We start from the raw sequence: 19175 nt of genomic DNA on the forward strand, positions 1-19175 counted from the left end.
CTAACATCCTTCTAAATTCTGCCCATGATACTTCTGTTATTGCTTTGGCTAATTTATGATTTTGTTGCATATTTTTTACCTGTAAATCTTCTAAAACTATCACTTGGTTTTCGTGTATAATTTTAGAAGATAATTTGTGAAGAAAATCTTTCCTTTGATTTGATATTTTTTCGTGTAGTTTTGCAAGTTTTTGTCTTGTCCTTTCATAGTTTTTACTTTGCTTTTGCTTTCTTGATAATGATTTTTGTATAATTTTAATTCTTTTTTCTGTTTTTCTTAACCATTTTGGATTTTCTACCTTTGTTCCATCTGATAAAATAGCAAATTCTTTAATTCCTAAATCTATACCTACTTTTTTATCTATTTTAGGTAATTCTTTAATTTCTTCTTCTACAAGTATAGAAGCATAATATTTGCCTGTTGGCGTTTTTGATATAGTTACGGATTTAATTTTTCCTTCAAATTGTCTGTGTTGTTTTATTTTTATTTTTGTCTTTAAAAGCCAGGCATTTAACCCGACTTACCATAAATCTTTACATGAAGTTGATATACCTACCGCACCATTTGAAATGGCGTTTTCTATATCAATTTTATCCCAAATCAGTCCACCTGCAATAACAGGTATTTTTACATTCTCGTGTATTTTTTCAATAACCTTATGCGCAAGCCCTGGCATTATCTCAACAGCATTAGGTTTGTCCTCTAATATATTTTTTATGCCGGTTTCAAGCGACCTTGAATCCAGCAGAAATATTCTTTGGACAGCAATTAACCCTTCATTCTTTATGCATTTTATCAATGTTGGCTTTGTTGTAATAATACCGTCGACACCAACAAGTTTTAGATATTTTACAGCATATTCGTCCTTCCCTAAACCTTCTACCAAATCGATATGAGCAAAGACTTTCTTACCGCTATTTTTTATTGCAGCAACAATGCTCTTCATATTTAGTATGTTTCCGCACAGCAAAAAAACTACTTTAACATCCCTCTCGAGGACAACATCAATATCCCTAACGCTTTTTATTGCAGCAATTATAGGATTCTCACTTAAACTATCCAACAAAATCTTCATCATTATCCCCCTAAATTTTAATCAGCCCTTTGTATTTTGGAAGTAGCAACTATATTTGCGCCAGTTCCAAGGACATTTTCAATTATTATGTCACCAATTTCTACCGGCGCATTTATCTTCACCTTATTTATCTCCTTCATTATATCAAAAATTTTGCTTTTTGGAATTTCTTTATCGGTTTTAACCGATAAAAGCGGCCTATCTCCACCTTCAACCTTAACCGTTGTAGTTATTATTCTAAGAGGGTTTGTAATTTCATTTTTTGCGTATTCTTCGCCCCTCTTGCACTTATTGCCGCTCACCTTTATTTCTCCATCTACTTCAACTTTCAGCTGACAACCGAGTGGGCAATTTATGCAGGTCATATTTTTTATCATATCGCCACCTCCTCAAGTTCAAATACCAATTCATCTCCCTCAACCTTTTGAAGAATATCCTTAGATAATTTTACATTCTCCATCTCTCCAGGCGATACATGATTTTTTCTTGACTTATATAATACCTTATCTCCATCTTTTACAATCAAGTTTACATTGTGGTATACATCGCTAACCCTCATGTAAAAATTAACAGCATCCTTTACATTTTCAGGATGGATTATATTAGGAACGACATATCTAATTCCATTTAACCCTTTAGTCTTAAATTTATTAGCGCTATTTGATTTTTCGCCTTTGATATATTTTGCTGCGCCGTATCCTGCAAGGAAGCTCTCCTGTGTTACAAAGTCCACAAGGTCGTGAACGTGAACGACATTTCCACACGCAAAAATCCCTTCTATGCTTGTTTCCATAAGCTCATTCACATAAGCTCCATTTGTTACAGGGTTTATCTCTATTTTTGCTTCTCTTGTCAGTTCATTTTCAGGTATTAATCCAACAGATAATAAAAGCGTATCACATTCAACAAATAATTCAGTCCCTTCGATGGGCTGCCTTTTATCATCCACCTTTGCAATTGTAACTCCTTCTACTCTTTCTTTGCCATGTATTTTAGTTACAGTATGGTTAAACAAAAGTGGGATGTCAAAATCCTCAAGGCACTGAACTATGTTTCTTTTTAAACCTGTTGAGTAAGGCATAAGTTCAACTACCATTTTAACTTCGGCACCTTCTAATGTCATTCTTCTTGCCATGATAAGCCCTATATCACCGGAGCCTAATATAACAACCTTTTTACCAACCATATAACCTTCCATATTTACAAACCTCTGGGCTGCTCCTGCTGTAAAAACTCCTGCCGGCCTACTTCCAGGTATGTTTAGTGCTCCTCTTGTTCTTTCTCGGCAACCCATAGCAAGAACTACTGCTTTTGCTTCTATTTCAAAAAGTCCATCCTTTGGATTTAGAGCAATTATCTTTTTGTCTTCACCCAAATGCAAAACCATCGACTCTAGTTTATATTCTATTCCTAGCTTTTCAACTTCATCAATAAACCTTTGGGCATATTCAGGACCGGTTAGCTGTTCCTTAAATACATGAAGTCCAAAACCATTGTGGATGCATTGTTGAAGTATTCCACCCAGCCTTTTGTCCCTTTCGAGTATCAATATATCATCAATTCCATTTTTCTTTGCCTCTATTGCAGCAGCAAGCCCTGCAGGGCCTCCTCCGATTATAACTAAATCCCTTTCCATTTTCCCACCCCTTTATTTTGTCCTTCCGGTTAAAATATAGCTTCCTTCTTCTGATTTTAATATTTCCGTCATAGGAATATTAAGTTCTCTTGAAAGTATCTCAACTACCCTTGGCATGCAGAATCCTCCCTGGCACCTTCCCATTCCAGCTCTTACTCTTCTTTTTACTCCATCTACTGTCCTTGCTCCAAGGGGTCTTTTTATTGCGTTTATTATATCTCCCTCTGTTATGTGCTCACATCTGCAGATTATTCTTCCATAGGCGCTGTTTGAAGAGAGAGCTAATTTTTTCTCATCATCGGTCATTTGTATAAATAGCTTTGTATTTGTTCTGTGTTTTATGAAATTGTTCTTCAAAGTTAATCTTAATCCCTCATTTTCAAGCAGACTAACTACATAAGGAGCAATTGCAACCGATGCAGTCAAACCTGGTGATTCTATTCCCGCAGCATTCACTGCATTTTTTGTAGGAACGTTTATTACAAAATCTCCAGTGTCAGACGTTGCTCTAATTCCTGCAAAAGAGGTTATAATATCTCTTGGGTTTATATTTTTTACGCTTCGGCTTCCCCCTTTTAATATCTCCTCAATTCCTTTCTTTGTAGTAGAAACATCGTCTTTCTTATCCATTTCAATCGCATTAGGCCCTACAAATAAATTTCCATGAACCGTTGGAGATACAAGTATTCCTTTTCCTTTGTTTGAAGGAGTCTGGAATATTGTTCTTGTAACAATATTTCCAACCGATTTGTCAAAAAGGCAATACTCTCCCCTTCTTGGGATTATTTTAAACTTTTCTCCTCCAAGCATATCATTTATTTCATCGGAAAAAAGCCCCGCTGCATTAACTAAATATCTTGATTTAAATTTTCCATTGTTTGTCTCTATGTTAAATACATCGTTTTCTTTGTAAATATTAGTTACAGTTGTTGAAAACATAAATTCAACGCCATTTTCATTTGCGTTTTCTGCAAGCGCTATTGCAAGTTCAAAGGGTGAAACGATTGCGCCTGTTTTCGCATAAAGTGCCCCAACGACATTATCCTGTATATTGGGCTCTAACGATAAAACCGTATTTTTATCTATTATAGAAAGTTCCTTAACTCCATTCTTTAAACCTCTTTCGTATAGCATTTCAATATGCCTTAAATCATCATCGTTAAATGCCAGGACAAGAGAACCGTTTCTTTTATAAGGAACATCCAGCTCTTCACAAATTTTTTCATACATCTCACTGCCTAATACATTGAATTTTGCCTTTAAAGTTCCTTCCTTGGCATCATACCCTGCGTGAACTATTCCACTGTTAGCCTTAGTTGAGCCATTTGAGACATCATTAGACTTTTCAATGACCACGCAGCTCAAATCATATTTTGAAAGTTCCCTTGCAATACTTGTTCCAACAATACCTGCCCCAATTATCGCAACATCAAACATAAAAAAGCCTCCCCTTAATAAAATAAGCCATGGAAAAAAGGCCACAATTCTGTGGCTTTTTTCATGGCTCTCAACTCTCGCCAATTATTCTGTTATTTTTATATTATCACATTCTATTTACTAAATCAATTATTCTTCATTTTCCCATGAGAGAGCTCTTTTAACCGCCTTATGCCATCCCTTAACAAGCTTTGCTCTCTTTTCTTCGTCCATATTTGGTTCAAACTTTCTGTCTACCGACCAGTTGTTTAATATTTCGTCTTTGTTTTCCCAGTATCCAACTGCAAGACCAGCAAGGTATGCTGCTCCAAGTGCTGTTGTTTCAACAACCTTTGGTCTGTAAACATCAACATTTAATATATCTGATTGGAACTGCATTAAGAAGTTGTTTGCAACAGCACCGCCATCAACCTTAAGAGCTGAAAGCTTTATTCCTGAATCCTCTTCCATTGCCTTTAAAACATCCATAGTCTGATAAGCCATAGATTCAAGAGCCGCTCTTATAATATGTTCTTTCTTTGCTCCTCTTGTAAGTCCAACTATAGTTCCTCTTGCATACATATCCCAATATGGAGCTCCCATTCCTACAAACGCAGGAACTACATAAACACCATTTGAATCTTCAACTGCAGTTGCATATTCTTCGCTTTCTGCAGCATTCCTTATCATCCTTAATTCATCTCTTAACCATTGTATAACAGCTCCTGCGATGAATATACTTCCTTCAAGTGCATATTCAACCTTTCCGTCAACTCCCCAAGCAATTGTAGTTAATAGTCCATTCTTTGACTTAACTGGTTTTTCTCCTGTATTCATAAGCATGAAGCAGCCTGTACCGTAAGTATTCTTTGCCATACCTTCTTTGTAGCATCCTTGTCCAAACAATGCAGCCTGTTGGTCGCCAGCAATACCTGCTATTGGAATTTCTCCACCGATTACATCAACTGTAGTATTGCCATAAACGCTGCTTGAAGGTTTAACTTCTGGAAGCATTGATTTTGGTATGTTCATTATTTCTAATATTTCATCATCCCATTTTAATTCATAAATGTTATAAAGCAATGTTCTTGAAGCGTTTGAATAATCAGTTACATGAACCTTACCACCTGTTAAATTCCATATAAGCCATGTATCGATGTTTCCAAATAAAAGCTCACCCTTTTCAGCCTTTTCTCTTGCACCTTCAACATTGTCTAGTATCCACTTTATTTTTGTTCCTGAAAAATATGCGTCCAAAACAAGACCGGTCTTGTCCCTTAGCATATCGGCATAGCCTTTACTTCTTAAATCATCACATATTTCAGCAGTTCTTCTACACTGCCAAACTATTGCATTGTATATTGGTTTTCCTGTAGTCTTATCCCAAACAACTGTTGTTTCTCTTTGATTTGTTATACCTATTGCAGCTATATTTTCTGCAGTAAGGCTTGCCTTTGCAAGAGCTTCATTTGCAACCCCAATTTGTGTTGCCCAGATTTCCATAGGGTCATGCTCAACCCAACCAGCCTTAGGGTATATTTGAGTAAATTCCTTTTGTGCAACTGAAACTATGTTTCCACCTTTATCAAAAACTATTGCCCTTGAGCTTGTTGTTCCTTGGTCTAGTGCTAATATATACTTTGACATTTATATCCCCCCATCACTTTTTGATTTCTACTTTGCTCTTAGCAACTACTTGCATAGTTGGAAAGTATGGAACTATTATCTTTTCGTAAATAAATGCTCCTAACTGTGCACCAATGATTGGCCCAAATATTGGAACTATAAAACCATAATTATTTGGTCCAATTGCTGCACTTCCCCATCCAGCAAATATTGCAAACAATCTTGGTCCTAAATCACGGGCTGGATTCATTGCAAATCCTGTAAGTGGACCGAAGGATGAACCTATTATTGCTATAGTAATACCTATCATAACTGCTGCCATACCAGGAGTTGGAGCCGCCTGATTTCTTGTATCACCAACTGCTAAAACAACAATCAAAAGGAAAGCTGTAATTGCAATTTCAACTAAAAGAGCTTCCATTGTTGAAAGATGTGGTTTTGGGAAAGTAGAAAAAATACCAACTAATTTAGCACTTTCTTGAGTTCCTCTAACAAGATTATTTGTCTGTTCATAAAGCAAGAATGAACTTCTATATAAGCCATATACAACAGCCGCAGCAGCAAATGTTCCGAGCATCTGAGCTATTATGTATGGTATAACCTTTTTCTTGTCAAAACCTTTAAATGTTGCCAGTGCAAGTGTAACTGCCGGGTTAATGTGTGTTCCTGAGATTGAGCCTGTAACAAATATAGCCATCGCAACTGCCATACCCCAAACTATCGAAATTTCCCATTGTCCAATTCCCGCACCCTCTAAAACAAGTGCTGCAACAACACCAGCACCTATAAAGATAAGAATAAATGAACCGATAAATTCAGAAATCAATTCCCCTAAATAACTTTTTTGCATTTTTTCATCCCCCTCAATAGATTTTACTTTTTCTTTTGATAAAAGGTATTATTTTTCCAAAACCCACCTCCCAAAAAAAGCCGCAACACTACAATTGTAGTATTGCGGCTCTCAAATCTCTGCCATCTACGCTTATATTCTAACACATAATTTCAAGAATTTTCAATATAATTACTAAAAGTTAAAAAAATAACCTTCATCATAAAACGACAAAACTCAGTTAATGTTGTCAGAAAAATTTTACGATGTTTTAAATTTAAGGATGAAACAATATCCTGAGCCTGAAGAAATTCAGGCTCTTAATTCCAGAAAAAATTTTGCGACTACTTATGGTACGGTTCACCGCTAATTATCCTATAGGCCCTATAAATTTGTTCAAGTAAAATCAAACGCATAAGCTGGTGGGGGAAGGTCATTTTAGAAAAGGAAAGCTTAAAGTCAGCTCTGTTTAAAACATCCTTTGATAATCCTATAGATCCTCCTATTATAAAGGCGATGCTGCTACTGCCTTCTATTGCCCTTTGATTTAAAAATTGTGCAAATTCTTCGGAGGATAAATTTTTTCCGTTTATGTCAAGGGCAATAACATACATGTTGTCCTTGATGTGTTTTAAAATATTTTGTCCTTCCTTATCCTTTACGTTTTCCTCTTCCCTTTCAGATAAATTCTCCGGGGCCTTTTCATCAGGAACTTCTATTATTTCAACCTTAGCATATTTTGAAAGCCTTTTTAAATATTCACTTATCCCTTCTTTTAAATATTTTTCCTTTAGCTTACCTACAGAAATTATAGTTAAGTTCATACTCTCCTCCTTTAAAAGCTTTTGTTTATAATACAATTTTATTTACAATGAAAACTATTGTAAAGTAAAAAAGCTACCCCCACCTTAAGGGGTAGCCTACTTATATTTTATTCTCTGTTTAAAACTAAATTCACTATAACCCCAACTATTGCTGCAAAGCTAAGACCTTGTATTTTTACCGTTTCTGTTACAGGAATACCTATATTTATTCCTGTATATGATGGTAACAGTCCTAGAATAAGAACTGTAGCCATTACTATGATATTCTTTACATTAAATTTAACCTTGCTGTTTTTTATCGTCTGAACCCCTATTAGGGCTATCATCGAATATAACATAAAGCTAATTCCACCCATTACTGGGACCGGAATGGACTTTAAAACTCCTCCAACCTTACCTATAAATCCCAGAATCATCGCAAAGACTGCAGTCATTCTAAGAATTGATGGGTCATAATTTTTTGTAATCGCTAAAACTCCTGTATTTTCGCCATAGGTTGTATTGGCAGGTCCTCCTATAAATCCTGCTGCCATAGTTGCCAAACCATCGCCTAAAAGCGTTCTATTAAGACCTGGGTCCTTTATAAAATCCTGTCCTACAACCTGTCCGTTTGTCGTAATATCGCCTATATGTTCCATTAACACCGCAAGAACTACTGGTGCTATAATTGCTATTGCTGCTAAGTCAAATTTAGGTAAAGTAAAGTGTGGGATTTCTATTAATTTTGCTGCAGATATGCTGGATGTATCAACTATTCCTAAGGCAGCTGATAGAATATACCCAAAGGCAACCCCTACTATAATTGAAAGCTGTTTTAATAGTCCCTTGCCAAACAAGGTTATCATAACTGCAACTAAAAGGGTTGCTATTGAAACCAAATAATTCGTCTTTGCACTGTTATAGGCTACAGGAACCAAGTTTAAACCTATTACCATTATCATAGGCCCTACAACCTGTGCAGGTAGGAATTTTTTTATTTTTTCTACCCCTATCTTATGAACTACTAAGGACACTAAAACATAGATTAGTCCTGCAACTACTATCCCGCCCTGTGCATATCTTAAATCTCCGAAGGATTCTTTTACCGCAATTATACCTGGTATAAAGGCAAAGGATGAACCTAAGAAAACCGGAACCTTTTTCTTTGTGCAAAGATGGAATATCATGGTTCCAAGACCTGCTGAGAATATAGCCACCGATGGGTCAAGACCTGTTAAGATAGGAACCAAAACTGTGGCACCAAACATCGCGATAAGATGCTGAACTGCCAAGATTATTCTTTTTAGTCTTTCAAGTAAAGTAATTTCCTGAGCTAACTGTCCTTTTAATACTATTTTTTCTTGCATTTTAAAACCTCCTTTTTCAGCCTCGCTGGACTGATTTAAAAGTTTTGGGCATAAAAAAACTTCCTACCATGGGAGGTAAGAAGTTGTATCCAATATTATGCAAAACCTTTAACATCTTACCAGCCTCACGGGACTGATTTAAAGACCTCTTTTATTATCTTTTACATAATAACACATTATTTAATAAAAATCAATAGCTTTATCTAAAAACATCAACTGAAAGGTTATCGATGGAATCCAAAAGAACTTCAACTTCTCTTACCATGCCTATTGGATTTTTTATCTTTAAAATTACCTTGCTTCCAATTTCCTTTAAATATAATTCCCTTTTAAGGTCTACAACTTTATTTACCTCAACACCATCGATGGAAAGAATTACATCCCCCTCTTTAATTCCTGCCTTAAAACCTGGACCATCCTCCACAACCTCATAAACGTATATTCCTCTGTCTATGTTGTAATTATAATATCGTGCTGTTTCAACATCAAATATCTTAAGCCCTAGCGTTGGTGGCTTAAATTCTCCCTTTTCCCTTAGAGATTTTAATATCGGCTTTATTATATTTATTGGAATAGCAAAACCTATTCCCTCATATTCAGAAGCTTTAACGGAGTTTATACCTATAACCTCACCCCTAAGATTTATAAGGGGGCCTCCGCTGTTTCCCTTGTTTATTGCTGCATCCGTTTGGATCAAATCCTCCATAAACTTTCCCTTCTCGATCTCGATGGTTATATCCTTACCGCTTATGATACCAGCCGTTACAGTCCTATGATACCTTAAATTTAAAGGGTTCCCTATGGCAAGAACGCTATCCCCGATATTTATAAGGTTTGAATCCCCTAAGGTTACCTCCTTAAGATTGTCCGCTTCTATCTTTATGATAGCAAGGTCCAAGACCCTGTCCTGAAAAACAACATTGCCAGTAAATTCTCTACCATCCGTTAAGGTTATGATCATATTCTTATCAAGGACATGGCTGTTGGTGGCGATAAATCCGTCTTGGTCGATTATAAAGCCAGATGCAACTTGTCCTTTGCTGGATATTGAAACTACCGAAGGTAAAACCTTGTTTGCAGCATAGGAAAAGTCAGTAGTTTTTTCAATGATAATCCTGTTCTCAATTTTGTTTTCCTCTTTACCTTGTGTTGCAGCAGGGAAAAAGGTAACCATCAAAAAAGCACCAATTACTGCACCTAAAAGTGAAACCACAAAATAAGAAAAAAGGGAAGGTCTTCTCTCCTCCATACAAACCACCTTTTAGATAGATTGAACCCTCCCAACCCTATCTCTATGGGCAATATCGATTATTATATCTTCTCCATCCCTTACTCCATTCATCTCCAAAATTGAAATAACCGTCCTTAAGGCAAGCTCCGGATAGTTATTAGTTTTGCTCAAATGTCCTAGCATAATCTTTTTTATCCTTTGGTTTAATATTTCTAAAATCGTTTTTGCTGCATCTTCGTTGGAAAGATGCCCCCTGTCGCTAAGTATTCTTCTTTTTAAATGATATGGATATGGACCTATCTTTAAAAGCTCAACATCATGGTTTGATTCTAAAAGTATAAAATCAGAATCCTTTATGTTTTCTTTAACCTCTTTGCTGGAGTGCCCTATATCTGTTGCTATGGATATTTTTTGTTTTTATGGTAAAAGGAATATCCAACAGGGTCCACCGCATCATGGGGTATTTTAAAGGGTTTTATGAATATATCTCCAATTTCAAAACCTTCATAGCCTTCAAATACCTTTATATTGTGAAGCTTTACTTCTCCTATGGCCTTATAAATTGCATTCCATGTATTAGTATTAGCATAAATAGGAATATTAAACCTTCTTGATAAAATTCCTACCGCCTTAATATGATCGTCATGTTCATGGGTTATCAGTATTCCTTTTATTTCCGTAGGATCTATTCCAATTTCCTTTAATCCTTCTTGAACTTTTTTCCCTGTAAGACCTGCATCTACTAAAAGCTTAGTCCTTTCTGTTCCTACATAAAGACAGTTTCCGCTGCTTCCGCTGTATATTGAGCAAAACTCCATAGAATCTCCTCTTTCAAATAAAATATATCAAGCTATATTATAATTCTTTATTATTGAAATAACAATAAGTAAAATAAAGGGATTGATTAACTCATCAAATCATATGTCACACATACAGGTTTATTATATTTAGAATCATAAATTATTTCAGCATCAATATTAAATATTTCTCTTAGATTTTCTTTTGTTATAACATCTTCAGGTTTTCCTTCACAAACTATTTTGCCACTCTTAATACCTATAATATAATCAGAAAATCTTGCTGCATTGTTAAGTTCATGTATTACCATTACTATAGTTCTTTTTTCTTTTTTGTTTAATTGTTCAAGTAATCTTAAAATTTCCAGTTGATGTTGTATATCGAGATAAGTGGTCGGCTCATCTAGCAAAAGAATCTCTGTTTGTTGGGCAAGTGCCATAGCAATCCATGCCCTTTGTCGTTGTCCCCCCGATAGCTCCTCTAAAGGTCTATCCTTAAATTCCTTCATACCAACCACATCAATTGACCAGTCTATAATTTCCCTATCATCTTTATTTAAACTTCCAAATCCACTTTTATAAGGGAATCTTCCATAGGAAACCAAATCTTCAACACAAAGCCCTAAAGGTGCAACTGGGCTTTGGGGTAAAAATGCCATTATCTTTGCAATTTCCTTAGGATGTTTTTCTAATATATCTTCACCTTTAATATATATCTTACCATTTTTAGGATTAATAACTCTTGCGATAGTTTTTAGTATCGTTGATTTACCACATCCGTTGGCACCAATTATTGCAGTTATTTTACCTTTTGGTATATTTAGGTTTAAATTTCTTACTATTTCATAATTATCATAAGCGATACTTAAGTTTTCAGTTTTTATAATATGCATACAAATCTCCCCTAATCATTGTTTTAACATTAAATATATAAAATACGGAACTCCTATAAAAGATACTATTATACCTACTGGCATTTCTCCAATTAAAATTAAGTTTCTTGAAAAAATATCTGAAACCAAAAGAATTATTATCCCTATCAATGCAGATATAGGTATCAAATATTTATGTTTTGCTCCAATCAATTTTCTTGCAATATGCGGTGAAATAAGTCCTATAAATGCAAGGGTTCCAGAAATCGAAGTTGCCATTGATGCTAATAATACAGAAATTATTAAAAGCTTTCTTTTTTCTTTCTCTAGTTCTATTCCAAGCCCTACCGAAATTTCATCCCCTAAACTAATAACATCAATATACCTTGACTTATAATAAGCTATAAACGAAATCACTATTATCCCTGGGAAAACAGCCAAAACATATCTCCAATCAGTTCCCCACAAACTTCCAAGGGTCCAAATAATAACTCTATTAAATTCTTGAGTTGTAAATCTAAGTTGAAATATTATTAAAAGGGCAGTAAATATGGCATTAATTCCAATTCCCGTTAAAATCAATCTATTTGCATCCATCCCTTTTTTCCATGCAAAAATGTATATCAAAAGAGCTCCTACAAAAGCCCCTACAAAAGCTACTAAAGGCATCGTAAAAATCGTAAAGTTGCTTATTCCATCATAAACATTTCCATTCATATAGTATATATACATAACAACCGCAAGGGCTGAACCTGAACTAATTCCAATTATTCCAGGATCCGAAAGGTCATTTCTTGTTATTCCTTGTAATATAACCCCTGATATGGAAAGGGCGGTTCCAACTAAAATAGCCATAATAATCCTTGGCAATCTTATATTCCAAATAATCAAATTATGTTTTTTACTTCCTTGTCCTATAAAGGTTCTTAATATATCAATAGGTTGTATTTTGTAAGAACCTACACTCAAACTAATAATTATTGTAATCAGGATAATAATTAATAATACTGCAAAAGTAGCAAAAAATCTTTTATATTTCCCTTTTATATTTTTCAAATTCCTCTATGCCCCCTTCTGATAAGATAAATAAAAATAGGAGCACCAATTAAAGCTGTTAATGAACCTATTGGCGTCTCATATGGTTTATTTATCATTCTTGCAACTATATCACTATAAACAAGTAGGTTTGCCCCCATTAAGATTGACGTAGGTATAATACGTTTATAGTCAGTTCCCACCAAAAATTTTACAATGTGTGGAACTATAAGTCCTACAAAGGCAATATTTCCTGCCACTGAAACCGAGCTTCCACTTAATAAAATAACTGCAACAATTGCTATTAGCCTTACTAAATTAATTCTAACACCTAAACTTGTTGCAACCTCATCTCCTAAACTTATAATTGTTATCTTATGTGAAATAAGAATTGATATCACTATCCCTACAATACCTAAATAAAACAACAATTTTAATGAAGTCCATCTTGCTGTTGACAATCCCCCAGAAATCCAAAAGCTAAGCTGCTGTGAAAGATTAAATATCATAGCAATCGCAGTTGCTAAGGATATGAGTAAAGTTCCTATTGCAACGCCTGCAAGGGCAAGCCTTATAGGATCCACTTTTTTTATCCTTCTCGAACTAATAAAATAAACCAACATACCACTAAAGGAAGATCCTAAAAAGGATATTAACATCAATTCTAAGCTTGCTAGGTTTTTTTCCATCGCAAGAAAAACCGCAATTGTAAATATTGCTCCCTGAGTAATTCCTATTATCGACGGTTCTGCTAAAGGGTTTCTTGTAATCCCCTGCAATATTGCACCCGATACAGATAAATAAGCCCCAACTAAAGCAGCTGAAAGAACCCTTGGAATTCTAATGTCCCAAATAATCTGTGAATTTATTCCTCCCCTTGATATAAAAATGCTATTTACTACCTCAGTAAACCTTATATTTTTAGCTCCAAGGGATATGGATAGAATTATTCCAAAAAACAAGATTAGAATGAGAATTAAATTTATATATAAAAAACTTTTTCTTATATTAAAATGCATTTCATCACTCCCGTAAGAAAAGTAAGGATGACATAAGTTAACCTTAAGTCACCCTTTCACTAACCTGTTATTTTGTTAATTGAGTTTTTAAAATATCTAAAAGCAACTCCTTTCCGATTGGTTCGTAACTTTGACCAAAATATGGAGAACTATCAAGATAAACTACCCTTCCTTCTTTAACAGCTTTTATATTTTTCCATATTGAACTTTCTTCAAGTGCTTTCTTATCAGTCTCTGTAGCTAAAACTATTAAATTATCTGAGTCTATCTGTGATAAACCTTCAAGGGTTACAACAGGAAGACTAATATTTTCTTGTTTAGGAAGATTAGCTGGTTTGTTTAATTTCATATCATTATAGATAATATCTCCAATTCCTGCGTTACTAAATACAAAGAATTGTCCTGCACTTGCAAGCACAGAAAGGTAACTTTCATTTTCTCTTTTTTCTCTAATTTTATTTCCTATTTCCTGGGCCTTTTTGTCATATTCCTCTAACCACTTCATTGCAACATCTTTCTTATTAAGAAGTGTTGCAACATCTACCATCCTGCTTCTCCAATCATTGTCATATTCCTTTAATACAATAACAGGTGCTATCTCCTTTAATTGATTATAAATTTTTTCCTGTCTTTGGCTCATTATTATAAGATCAGGATTAGTCTCTATAATTCCCTCAACATCCATTGTGTCTGACATATAGAAGCCGACTATCTTTGAACCATTTAGCCTGTCCTTTAAATATGAAGGGAATTCCGTCGGTTTATAAGGATCAGTGTTTGCAGTGGCAACTGGAGTAAATCCTAAAATCAACAATATTTCGCTGGATCCAGAAATATCAACTATTCTCTGAGGATTAGCTGGTATTTCAACATCACCCTTTATAGTTTTAACTACTCTCTTTTCGTTATTTTGATTTGCTGTTTGTGTTTGCTTAGAGCATCCAGAAAAAATAACTACTAAAATCATTAATGATAGTGCAATAACCAATATTTTCTTCATGTTTTTCCTCCTTTTATGTAATGATATTCATTTTCAAGTATTAACAATAATCATTATATCATAATTTTTGCTCTTGTCAATAAAAAATCCTAAAAGACTTTTTGCCTTTTAGGATTGCATTATTATTCAAAAACCTCCAAAAACACATTCGCAATCTTAGGGTCAAATTGAGTGCCTGAACATCCTTTTATCTCCTCTATGGCCTCCTCGTGGGTTTTAACTATATTGTAATGTCTTGAATTTGTCATTGCATCGTATGCATCAACAACAGCAAGTATTCTACATTCTATTGGAATTTGTTCCCCTTTAAGGCCTAATGGGTAGCCTTTTCCATCCCATCTTTCATGATGTTTAAGTATAAGATCTGCTATTCCTGCAAGCTCTGGAGAGGATACTGCTATTCTATATCCCTTTTCAGAGTGACTTTTTAATATTTCCCATTCTTTTTCTGTAAGTGGCTCTTTTTTATTTAATATATCATCTGATATTGCAACCTTTCCAATGTCATGCATATCAGCAAGTAGCAATAGATTATTTTTTTGAACTTCTCCCAATTTTAATTTTTCTGCCATCCTTTGGACCATTTTCTTTACCCTTTCAGTATGCCCTTTAGTTACATAATCCTTTTCTCCTAGGGCAGCCAATAAAATTTATCACAATTTACTGCAAGAAAACTCCCACCTCTTTAGGTGGGAGATGAATTGTATATACTAACTTGGAAAATTGAAAATATAGTATATAATAAGAAGTATATACTAAACGAAAGGGGGTGCAATGATGGAAGTAACAAGAGTAATAGTAATCCAGCTTAAACCTACAAAGGAACAAAAAATAATATTAAAGCATCTAACATATTCTGCCTCTAAACTTTGGAATATAGCAAACTACAATATAAAGCAGGGGAACATAAAACCTAAGGAGTTAAAACCTACCCTCAAGGAAAACTTTTGGTATAAAAATTTACATTCTCAATCTGCCCAGGCAGTGCTTGAAAAGTTACAAATCGCTTGGGAAAACTGCTATAAAAAGCATACAAAAGAACCAAGATTCCAACCAAAAGATGGGCATTTCCCTGTTAGGTGGAAAAAACAAGGGTTACAGATTAATAATGGACAAATCAGGCTTTCCCTTTCTAAACAGACAAAACAATATCTAAAAAATATGCACTCCATTAAGTCCGATTACCTATGGATAAGTTTACCGAAAAACTTATCGCTTAATGGTGTGCAAGAAGTTGAGATAAAACCACCTTCCTCTAAAAAGTTACATTACCTAATAATTAAAGAAAGGAACTATGTTAGGGACTATATTCATAAAGTTTCAACTTTCATAGTAAGAGAAGCCCTAAGTAAAGATGTAAAAACCATAGCAATAGGTAAGTTAAGCAAAAATATAACTAAAATAGATATAGGCAGACAAAACAACGAAAAACTACACAAGATACCTTTTGGAAAACTTTGTAATATGATAGAGTATAAAGCTAAAGAAGTAGGTATAAACGTAATATATGTAAATGAAGGATATACATCACAAACTTGTTCAATATGTGGAGATGTAAATAAAACAAACAGGAAGTATAGAGGTCTATATATTTGTAAATGTGGGAATGTAATAAATGCAGATGTAAACGGAGGGATAAATATACTAAAAAGGGTATCTCCGAACCTAACATTAGGTAGGAGTAGAGGGAATTTGAACATCCCGACTAGAGTGCGTATGTATAATACCCTCTAGTGCAAACAGAATCCACAACCTCTTTAGGTTGGGGAGGGTTCAAATATCGTATAATATCATTAGAATATAAGTTTTTTTATTATAAGGAGAGTGATATTATGTCGATTTACGATGAAGCCCTATCCTTTCATGAAAAAGTAAAAGGAAAGATAGAAGTAATATCAAGGGTTGAAGTTAATAATTCTAATGAACTGTCCCTCGCCTATACGCCTGGAGTTGCACAGCCCTGTCTTGAGATACAAAAAGATCCAGATAAAGCCTACATATATACAAGAAAGTGGAATACTGTTGCTGTAATATCCGACGGAAGTGCCGTATTAGGCCTTGGTGATATAGGTCCTTTAGCAAGCCTTCCAGTCATGGAGGGTAAATGCGTCCTTTTTAAAAAATTTGCAGATGTTGATGCATTTCCTATTGTCATAGATTCTAAAGATGTTGATGAGATAGTTGAAACAATCGTTAGAATATCAAAGGGATTTGGTGGCATAAATTTAGAGGATATATCTGCACCAAGATGTTTTGAAATAGAAAGAAAACTCAAGGAAAGACTTGACATTCCAGTGTTTCACGACGATCAGCACGGAACGGCAGTTGTAACATTAGCTGCCCTTACTAATGCCCTTAAGATAGTAAATAAAAAACTAAATGAAATAAAAATCGTTGTAAACGGTGCAGGTGCCGCAGGAACAGCAATTACTAAACTTCTTTTGTCGGCAGGCGCTAAAAACATTATACTTTGCGACAAAAAAGGAGTTTTAGATCCTAATAGTGATATTGATAATGCTAAAAGGGAACTTGCAAACCTTACAAACCCAAACGGTGAAAGGGGCCTTTTAAAGAATGTTATAAGGGGTGCTGATGTATTTATTGGAGTTTCTGCTCCTAATGTTTTAACAGCTGAAATGGTAAAAACTATGAACAAAGATTCAATAATTTTTGCCATGGCAAACCCAACGCCAGAGATTTTCCCTGATGAGGCAAAAAAATCCGGGGCAAGAATTGTAGGAACAGGAAGGTCTGACTTTGATAATCAAATTAACAACGTCCTTGCCTTTCCTGGAATTTTTAGAGGTGCCCTAGATGCAAGGGCAAGGGAAATTAATGAAGATATGAAAATAGCAGCAGCCCTTGCTATTGCAAATTCCGTAGAAGAAGATAAATTAAATGAAAATTATATTATTCCAAAGGCCTTTGACCTTAAAGTACAAAAGGAAGTTGCAAAGGCTGTTTACGATGCTGCTATAAAAAATAAGGCAATAAAATAAAGGTGGGAAAATCCCACCTTTATTCAAAATATTCTCTATTGTCGGTTATCCTAATTATGCTAGCACCTAGTTTTCTTAACTTTTCTTCTATTTTTTCGTAGCCTCTATCTATATGCCTTACATGTGTAACTGTTGTCGTCCCTTCCGCTGCAAGACCAGCTATAACAAGGGCTGCACCTGCCCTAAGGTCAGTTGCCATAACCTCAGCCCCTGAGAGCCTTTCAATTCCATCTATTATTGCTATTTTCCCTTCAACCTTTATATTCGCTCCCATCCTCTTTAGCTCATCAACATGTTTAAATCTTCCTTCCCAAATGCTCTCTGTAACAATGCTTCTTCCTTCTGATACTGAAAGTAATGTTGTAAAGGGCTGCTGAATGTCCGTTGGGAATCCTGGATAAGGAAGGGTCTTTATATTTACTGCCTTTGGTCTTTTATCGCAGCTAACCCTTATAGAGTCCTCACACTCTTCAACATTAACTCCCATTTCTATAAGCTTTGCAGTCATAGATTCAAGATGCTTTGGGATAACGTTTTTAATTAGAACATCTCCTTTTGTGATGGCTGCCGCAACCATGTATGTTCCTGCCTCTATTTGATCCGGTATTACAGTATAGTCGCATCCCCTTAGCTTATCTACCCCAACTATTTTTATAACATCAGTTCCAGCACCCTTTATATTTGCTCCCATCGAGTTTAAAAAGTTTGCAACGTCAACGACATGAGGCTCCCTTGCAGCATTTTCAATTACAGTGATTCCTTCTGCCTTGCAGGCTGCAAGCATTATATTTATAGTAGCACCAACTGAAACAACATCAAGATATATATTTGCACCCTTAAGCCCATTTGGTGCTTCAGCCTTGATATATCCATGTTCTATTGTAACCTTTGCTCCTAAGGCTTCAAATCCCTTTATATGCTGATCTATAGGCCTTACCCCTATTGAACATCCTCCTGGGAAGGCAACTTCTGCTTTTTTATATTTTCCAAGAAGTGCCCCTAAAAGGTAATAGGATGCCCTCATCGTCCTTACATTTTCACCATGGGCGCTATATGTTTTAATTGTATTTGGATTTATCTTAACATGCCCATCCCTTTCAGAAGTTAAAGATATCCCCATATCTATCATTATATTTTCAAGGCATTTAACATCATGTATATCAGGGATATTATCTATATTACAAAGGCCATCATCCGCTAAAATAGAAGCAGGAAGTATAGCAACAGCAGCATTTTTGGCACCGCTTATATTCACTTCTCCAAACAGCCTTTTTCCACCTTCTATCTGTAGTTTATCCATCTCCACCCATCCTTTGCTCTTCTATAAACTATAAATCCGTAACTTTTATTATATCATTTTCTTCTTCTTAATGTAACTACTTTTTTCTGGTAAATTATAAAGTTTATCGTTTTTTTAAATATTTACTATTGAAAGTATTTATAAAATAAAATATATTTAAATTAGGGGGT

At 34.9% G+C, this 19175-nt stretch carries 17 protein-coding genes and 2 pseudogenes; 2 read left to right on the forward strand and 17 right to left on the reverse strand.

Translation table 11 applies throughout. The annotated features are described in order from the left end of the window. From CAAU_RS14085 to CAAU_RS00510, 16 genes and pseudogenes are all read right to left on the reverse strand, one after another. A pseudogene (locus CAAU_RS14085) lies at positions 1-499 on the reverse strand (RNA-guided endonuclease TnpB family protein); the annotation flags it as partial. A gap of 21 nt (positions 500-520) precedes the next feature. Beyond that, positions 521-1075 carry a glycerol-3-phosphate responsive antiterminator gene (locus tag CAAU_RS00440; RefSeq protein ID WP_008907466.1) on the reverse strand — a complete coding sequence of 185 codons (555 nt, stop codon included), beginning with the start codon at positions 1073-1075 and terminating at the stop codon, positions 521-523. Between the two features lie 17 nt (positions 1076-1092). Beyond that, positions 1093-1452, reverse strand: a complete 360-nt coding sequence (locus CAAU_RS00445) for a DUF1667 domain-containing protein (protein WP_008907467.1) — start codon at positions 1450-1452, stop codon at positions 1093-1095. Continuing rightward, positions 1449-2711, reverse strand: a complete 1263-nt coding sequence (locus tag CAAU_RS00450) for an NAD(P)/FAD-dependent oxidoreductase (RefSeq protein ID WP_008907468.1) — start codon at positions 2709-2711, stop codon at positions 1449-1451. Before CAAU_RS00450 ends, CAAU_RS00445 begins: the two co-directional genes overlap by 4 nt. Before the next feature lie 12 nt (positions 2712-2723). Further along, complete coding sequence (locus CAAU_RS00455) at positions 2724-4148, reverse strand: NAD(P)/FAD-dependent oxidoreductase (protein ID WP_008907469.1); 1425 nt, start codon at positions 4146-4148, stop codon at positions 2724-2726. A 129-nt stretch (positions 4149-4277) separates the two neighbouring features. Continuing rightward, the gene (gene glpK, locus CAAU_RS00460) at positions 4278-5774 is read right to left on the reverse strand and encodes a glycerol kinase GlpK (protein WP_008907470.1); all 1497 of its coding nucleotides are present in this window, start codon (positions 5772-5774) and stop codon (positions 4278-4280) included. Between the two features lie 13 nt (positions 5775-5787). Then, positions 5788-6603, reverse strand: coding sequence for an MIP/aquaporin family protein (locus tag CAAU_RS00465; protein ID WP_008907471.1), 816 nt, complete (start codon positions 6601-6603; stop codon positions 5788-5790). 323 nt (positions 6604-6926) lie between these two features. Then, positions 6927-7406 carry a 23S rRNA (pseudouridine(1915)-N(3))-methyltransferase RlmH gene (gene rlmH, locus CAAU_RS00470; RefSeq protein WP_008907472.1) on the reverse strand — a complete coding sequence of 160 codons (480 nt, stop codon included), beginning with the start codon at positions 7404-7406 and terminating at the stop codon, positions 6927-6929. Between the two features lie 107 nt (positions 7407-7513). After that, positions 7514-8752, reverse strand: a complete 1239-nt coding sequence (locus CAAU_RS00475; RefSeq protein ID WP_008907473.1) for a uracil-xanthine permease family protein — start codon at positions 8750-8752, stop codon at positions 7514-7516. Positions 8753-8951: 199 nt separating this feature from the next. Then, entirely contained in the window at positions 8952-10001 is a 1050-nt protein-coding gene (locus tag CAAU_RS00480) for a S1C family serine protease (RefSeq protein ID WP_008907474.1), read from the reverse strand. 12 nt (positions 10002-10013) lie between these two features. Further along, positions 10014-10801, reverse strand: a pseudogene (locus tag CAAU_RS00485) (MBL fold metallo-hydrolase). Between the two features lie 86 nt (positions 10802-10887). Then, positions 10888-11673: an ABC transporter ATP-binding protein gene (locus tag CAAU_RS00490; RefSeq protein WP_008907477.1), complete on the reverse strand. Its 786-nt coding sequence runs from the start codon at positions 11671-11673 to the stop codon at positions 10888-10890. 15 nt (positions 11674-11688) lie between these two features. Next, the gene (locus CAAU_RS00495; RefSeq protein WP_008907478.1) at positions 11689-12708 is read right to left on the reverse strand and encodes a FecCD family ABC transporter permease; all 1020 of its coding nucleotides are present in this window, start codon (positions 12706-12708) and stop codon (positions 11689-11691) included. Beyond that, positions 12705-13706 carry a FecCD family ABC transporter permease gene (locus tag CAAU_RS00500; protein ID WP_008907479.1) on the reverse strand — a complete coding sequence of 334 codons (1002 nt, stop codon included), beginning with the start codon at positions 13704-13706 and terminating at the stop codon, positions 12705-12707. The genes CAAU_RS00495 and CAAU_RS00500 overlap by 4 nt, the downstream gene beginning before the upstream one ends. A gap of 67 nt (positions 13707-13773) precedes the next feature. Further along, on the reverse strand, positions 13774-14706 hold the full coding sequence (locus CAAU_RS00505; RefSeq protein WP_008907480.1) for an ABC transporter substrate-binding protein: 933 nt from the start codon (positions 14704-14706) through the stop codon (positions 13774-13776). A 122-nt stretch (positions 14707-14828) separates the two neighbouring features. Then, positions 14829-15350 (reverse strand): HD-GYP domain-containing protein, encoded by a 522-nt coding sequence (locus CAAU_RS00510; protein ID WP_008907481.1) that lies wholly within the window; start codon positions 15348-15350, stop codon positions 14829-14831. 133 nt (positions 15351-15483) lie between these two features. Between CAAU_RS00510 and CAAU_RS00515 the strand changes: the two genes are divergently transcribed. Next, positions 15484-16440 (forward strand): RNA-guided endonuclease InsQ/TnpB family protein, encoded by a 957-nt coding sequence (locus CAAU_RS00515; RefSeq protein ID WP_040305563.1) that lies wholly within the window; start codon positions 15484-15486, stop codon positions 16438-16440. Between the two features lie 98 nt (positions 16441-16538). Beyond that, complete coding sequence (locus CAAU_RS00520; RefSeq protein ID WP_008907483.1) at positions 16539-17705, forward strand: NAD(P)-dependent malic enzyme; 1167 nt, start codon at positions 16539-16541, stop codon at positions 17703-17705. Positions 17706-17724: 19 nt separating this feature from the next. Here the strand turns inward: CAAU_RS00520 and CAAU_RS00525 are convergent, their stop codons facing one another. Continuing rightward, positions 17725-19005: a UDP-N-acetylglucosamine 1-carboxyvinyltransferase gene (locus tag CAAU_RS00525; RefSeq protein WP_008907484.1), complete on the reverse strand. Its 1281-nt coding sequence runs from the start codon at positions 19003-19005 to the stop codon at positions 17725-17727. Between the last annotated feature and the right edge of the window lie 170 nt (positions 19006-19175).

This window comes from Caloramator australicus RC3 (genome assembly GCF_000297115.1).
GTDB lineage: Bacteria > Bacillota > Clostridia > Clostridiales > Caloramatoraceae > Caloramator > Caloramator australicus.